3 protein-coding genes are annotated in these 5,057 nt (G+C 51.8%); all 3 read right to left on the reverse strand.

Features of this window, described 5'->3' with window-relative positions:
* Positions 1 to 3,284: baseplate hub domain-containing protein (locus tag AC6R05_RS06425; RefSeq protein ID WP_500646932.1), on the reverse strand; the 3,284-nt coding region annotated here is incomplete at its 3' end.
* On the reverse strand, positions 3,285 to 3,881 hold the full coding sequence (locus AC6R05_RS06430; protein WP_500646933.1) for a hypothetical protein: 597 nt from the start codon (positions 3,879 to 3,881) through the stop codon (positions 3,285 to 3,287).
* Positions 3,874 to 5,057, reverse strand: a 1,184-nt coding sequence (locus tag AC6R05_RS06435) for a hypothetical protein (RefSeq protein ID WP_500646934.1), incomplete at its 5' end; no start/stop codon positions are given. The genes AC6R05_RS06435 and AC6R05_RS06430, both read right to left, overlap by 8 nt.

The raw sequence follows: 5,057 nt of genomic DNA on the forward strand, positions 1-5,057 counted from the left end.
CAATCAAGAAGGGAAAGCAAGGTCAGCACCTGACCCGCCGAACCCTCGTCCCCTTTATCACCCCCAATAATCGAAACAAACGAGACATTTTCCCCGGCGCCGCTTGTGTGGATAAAGTCCACGCTCGGATAAGTGCTCGGGCTGTTCCTCACATTGATCGTAATGTCTGGGTGTGTTTCAGTCTTGGTTATCTCGATGTTTCCCGCGTCGTCTACGCGTTTCGCCTGGACCTTGGCTCGGTCGATTTTCGTCCCGGCCTTAAATTCGACAACCGCGTTTGTTTCACGTTTTTGAGGCAGCCACGCCCCGCCGTTTGGCCCCTTAACCCATGAATTAGAATTATCTAATGTGATAGCGCCGGACGTGCCTCCCTCGCCGTCTGCCCCATCCGAGCCCGAGGGGATCGCGGTTACAGTTTGAGCCCTAACGGTTTTGCTCGCGGTGTGCTCCCACTCGATCAGTATTGCGGAGGTTCCCGGGTACTTGACGCGAATATCGATCGCCGGATCGGTCTTGGTAGGGGTTGCCGTAATGCTTCCGAATTTAGGGTCTAGCGTACATTCGACCGCTGTCGACCATGTGGTTTTTGAGTCCGTGAAATCACACTCAACCGTGATCGGGTCGTTGTCTGGTAGCCACTTGGTTTTATCTATGGTTTGCAGCCAAGTAAAGCCCTTAGCTGATTTAACAACGCTCGTTATCTGGTTCACGAGATCAGAATCATCGGTTGTCACTTCTTGATAAAATGGCGTCTCGCTCTCGCCCTGGGGTGTGACCGTATAGATCCAAAAGTGGTGTATTTTGCTCGGTCTTAAACCGTCTTTTGTAGCCTGTGCCCCCAGTCCGAAAAACTGCGCGGTATTCACATCATTAGTGGCGTTGTATAAAAACCGGTATCTAAGATCCTCAAGCGCGGCCGGGGCGTTGCCCTGTTTGAACTGTGGAATTAATCCGATCGAGTATGCGCCAACATCACAAATGACACTGTCCGGCGGGTTTGGCTTGCCAATCTGTAGCGTTGCCGCTTCGCTGCCGTCGCTGATTTCTCCGCTCTGGCTCACTGCGTCAACCTGGATCGTATAAATCTCACCACCCTTTAACCCTGTAACTAGGTGCTGATTCGTCGTTACTTTCTGGGTGTAGTTTTTGAACGGGTGTTCTGTTGCGTTCGGCGTTGCCGTTTCTGGCTCGCCGTTCCAAACCCTTACAACGTAGTGCGAGAGTTGTGGGTCCGTTATTTCGTCCCAATTCGCGACGGCTTGATAATATTGCGCGTCGGCGTTGTCGCTTGGCATAGCCTTAAACGTCAAGTTAGACACATTAGGGATCGGACTAATCTCCGGAATGTCCGGCGGCATTTCTGGCGGCGTGACGGCCTCCAGGTCCGGGGAGTACACGATCGCGTCGTACTCTTCGAGATTAAGCGACGTTTGGCCGTCTTCCTCGCTGATCTCAATAACCCGCCATTCTTTTTTATTCTGCCCTGTGATTTCGTCGGTAATCGTGATCACGTCGTAAGGCTCCAGGAGCCAAGATATAGGCGGCGGGCTGATCTCTGCTGTATCGATGTTTCGAGACTTTCTCGCCAATACTGCGGCGTGATAGAGCCCTAACTCTGTAGAGTCGATAAACTCCGCATTTTCTGAGGATTCCAACGGGCGGCCGCCGTCCTCTTTCAGCCACCTTTCGTAAAGCTCTCGGCCTTTGGTGGTGTCTTGAGGGAAAATACAATCAAAGTTTACAGACTCGACTTTGTCGCCTTGTGTAACTAGCGTTTGAATCGTCAAAACCTGGCGGTTTACTCGGTCCGTTAGCTGTCCGCCCTCGATGGTGATCCCATCGATTAGATCATCTGTGGTGAAATCTAGCGAGGGGGTTTCCGGCTTCTCGGGAACGAGACGGATCTCGCCTGTGTAGTCTGTGATTTTTAGGCGGGCCGTCGATTCGAACAGGTCGAAAACTTTGGAATAAGGCTCGGCGGTTGAAATGATTTGATGAGACTCAATATTCGAAATCTGATCCACACCATCAATTTTATAGGTAATGTTTTCGTAGTATCTGGCGGCGTCTTTGACGCTGTCCTCGTTTACGTCGATCCCTACTTTGCCGCCCCCGAAATTCGGATCGGCTAGGAAGTCGGCCAACTGGAGAGCCGGGTTTGTTGAGTATTCGGTTTTCCCATTGAGCGGGTTGTAAACGGCGCGGCCTTTCACTGGAGCCGTGAACGTATACGCTTTGTTTAACCAACCTTTGTAGCCGTCTTCTTGGTGCTGCTTTTGGACGTGACGCAAGTAAATAACCGTCATGCCCTTATTAAACAAGCCCTTTAGTCGCGGTCTGATCTGCTCCCCGTTGTAACCCTGCATAAATGCCAGGTTTGGATCGTCTAGTGCATCTTTGCTGTTGTTGGTGTCGTCTCTTACGTAGGCATACCAAGCGCCGTTAGCCCAGTGGCTCCCGCTCTTTTTAAGGTTTAATCGGTTGCCGTTAAACTTTAGGTTTGCCATGTCGACGTTTTCCATAACGCCGTGCGAAACCAACAAAACAAAGTTTGTCACATACCAACGGTTATCACGTCCAAATGGTTTGTTTTGGCCCTTGTAATGATAGATCCGGTTTAAGTGCTTGAGCTCTACCTCTCGACGACCATAAATGATGTGGGCCGCCTCTGGAGAGATCACGCCCTCCGGGTTGTCAGTGTTGTAAACAATCTCGCCGCCGCCTTGAATGCGGCGCATCTCGTTAATGTGTTTCAACGATAGATCGCCAGGGTGTCGGCGTTGGTGATCTGCGTCCGTCAACCAATAGGCGTTAGATTCGTTAAACGCTCCGAGGACCGTGTCACAAATGAGCGTGATTGTAGGCTCGTTACTGGTGAAATCTATGTCATGCGCTACCGCAACGGCGGAGCGTACCGGGATCGCGTAACCACCAACGATCGACGAACCATCCAACACAACGCGGCTAATCGTGCAACGCTTGTTATTGTACTTGTGCGCCTGAATCGCCTTGACCAAAGTGTCGTCGGTTGCTGAGAAAACCAGGTCGATATTGTCCGGGGTGTTTCCGGTCTTTCTCGATATCTGCCCGGCTTCCAGTAGGATGCCACCCGCCTTATAAAGCTTGCTATCGAAAGAGATATCGTGACCCGCCGTTGTGTAGCGGAAAAATGTATCCGAGCCCTGATCGTATACATCGCCGAGGTTAATCTCGACTATATCGGCATAAAAAAACGCGCCCGATTTGAGCGCGTCCTTTAGCACTTGAGGTGCATCATTTAGCATTTAAATGTTCTCCACTGCGACGATCGTAAACTCGACGAGGCGCCCGTCCGACCCGATGATCTCGACTGAGATTTCGTCGTCGGTTAGCGAAAGGATGAAAGGAACGGGGTCGTAAGTTACGCCCTCTGCCGCTTCCACGGTTGTTATTAGGGATTGGTTCAACTTGAGCGTTGTCTCTTTCGCGGCGTTAAATGTCGCACGCGCGGCCAACTGGTAAACCTTGGCGCCCTTGTCAAAAGTGACTAGGTCCCCGTCTTCTAAAAACGTGCCCTCTGCGCCCCCTGTGACCACAATCTCAAGGGATCCCGGACGCGTGGCCGTCTTGACTGTTAGCTTGTCTTTGACGTCCCCGCGCGGGTGCGAGTAGATAGGATGAATGAAAGAAAATGATCCGTATTGCCCGCGCAACTTCGCCATAAATGAGAAAAAGTTGCGGTGATCATTGGTATCTAGTGGCGGCGTAGTAAATTCAAGTTGCCAACGGTGAGCGGGTAGAGCCCGCTTGTGTCGACGTAGGCTCAAGGACTCCCCGATCAGTGTCGAGGATTGAGACGTCAAATTTACTTCCTGCCAACCATAATCCGGAATACTAGGCATAAGCGGCCCCCAGGTTGCGGCGGCCACGCGTCCCCGCTTGAGAGACTGCGCGGTCCGTTCGTTTGTTCTTACGCTTTAGCGCGCGCTCAATCGCTCGGGCTGTCGCATCCGGGCTCATGTTGTTAGCGTTTACGTTTATAGAAATGTTGTCGCCGCCTCGTCCGCCACTATTCAAATAAGAGGTTAAGTCCTGGTTTTGACGTGGGGAAAGTACGCGCTCGCCTTGCTGTAGTAAGTAGGTTTGTTCGTTAGGAACGTTGGTCAAACCGCCGTGAGCGGCACCACCAAACGCGGCTTTGATGTTGGCAATAAGAGGCAAAGAGAAAGCCCAGGAAGCGGCGGCGGCCGCAAAGCCTAGAGCGGGACCAATGATCGGGATTGCCGCCAGGGAGTCGTAAGACTTAACCGCCGCACTGTTGGCCGTGGCCGTACCCTCTGCAACTTTTCGCGCGCCCTCGGCCTGGGTCGACTGGTTCGCAACAACTCTCATGTTGATCTGTTGCGCTACCCAATCGCCAACATAACCCATCATTGCGCGAGTCATGTTCGAATACATGTTATCGACGACGCCGGATAGGCTTTCGGCATTGGATATAGAGTCCCCGACCATGTTCCCAAAAACCTCGCTTTGTCGTCGGGCTTCTTCCTCTGCTATTCGCTTGCGGCGCTCCGCCTCTCGATCAATGGTTTTTGTTTTGGCTTTTTCTGCCTTTTTAACTTGCTTGACCTCGTCGGACTCCTGGCCCTTTGTATTGGCTACTTTGATCGAGCCAAGTGGAGAGGACGTCGAAAGCCTTTTCGCTTCTTGCTCTTGCTTTACGGCTTTTGTTTCTTCTTTGATAACCGCAATGTTTTCTTTTCGGGCCTTGATTTCTCGATCGTAGCCGTCGATCTGCTCTTGGCTGTAGCCTTTGGCGATTGCGTCCTCTCTTAGCTTCTCAAGGCCTGCCAATGCTGTTTTATTTTCTTCGAGCGAGTCTGTTAACGTGTCGATTTTGTTCTCGTTGTCTCCGAGCATGTCCCAGAAATCATTAAACGAGCCGATCACGCTTCCTAAGATTTCCATTAGAGGAATTAGGACCGTGTTCCCGAGATCCGTTAGTCGAGCCATTAGCCCCCGAACTGCAAGATCGTATTTACTCGCTGCCGCGACCGCGTCCTCGTTCATAGTGTCGT

The organism is Vibrio sp. R11-SG3-ISO9 (genome assembly GCF_059834255.1).

Bases quoted from the DNA above. Each gene is read 5' to 3' on its own strand.
- AC6R05_RS06430 (WP_500646933.1), bottom strand. From the start codon at position 3,881: ATGCCTAGTATTCCGGATTATGGTTGGCAGGAAGTAAATTTGACGTCT.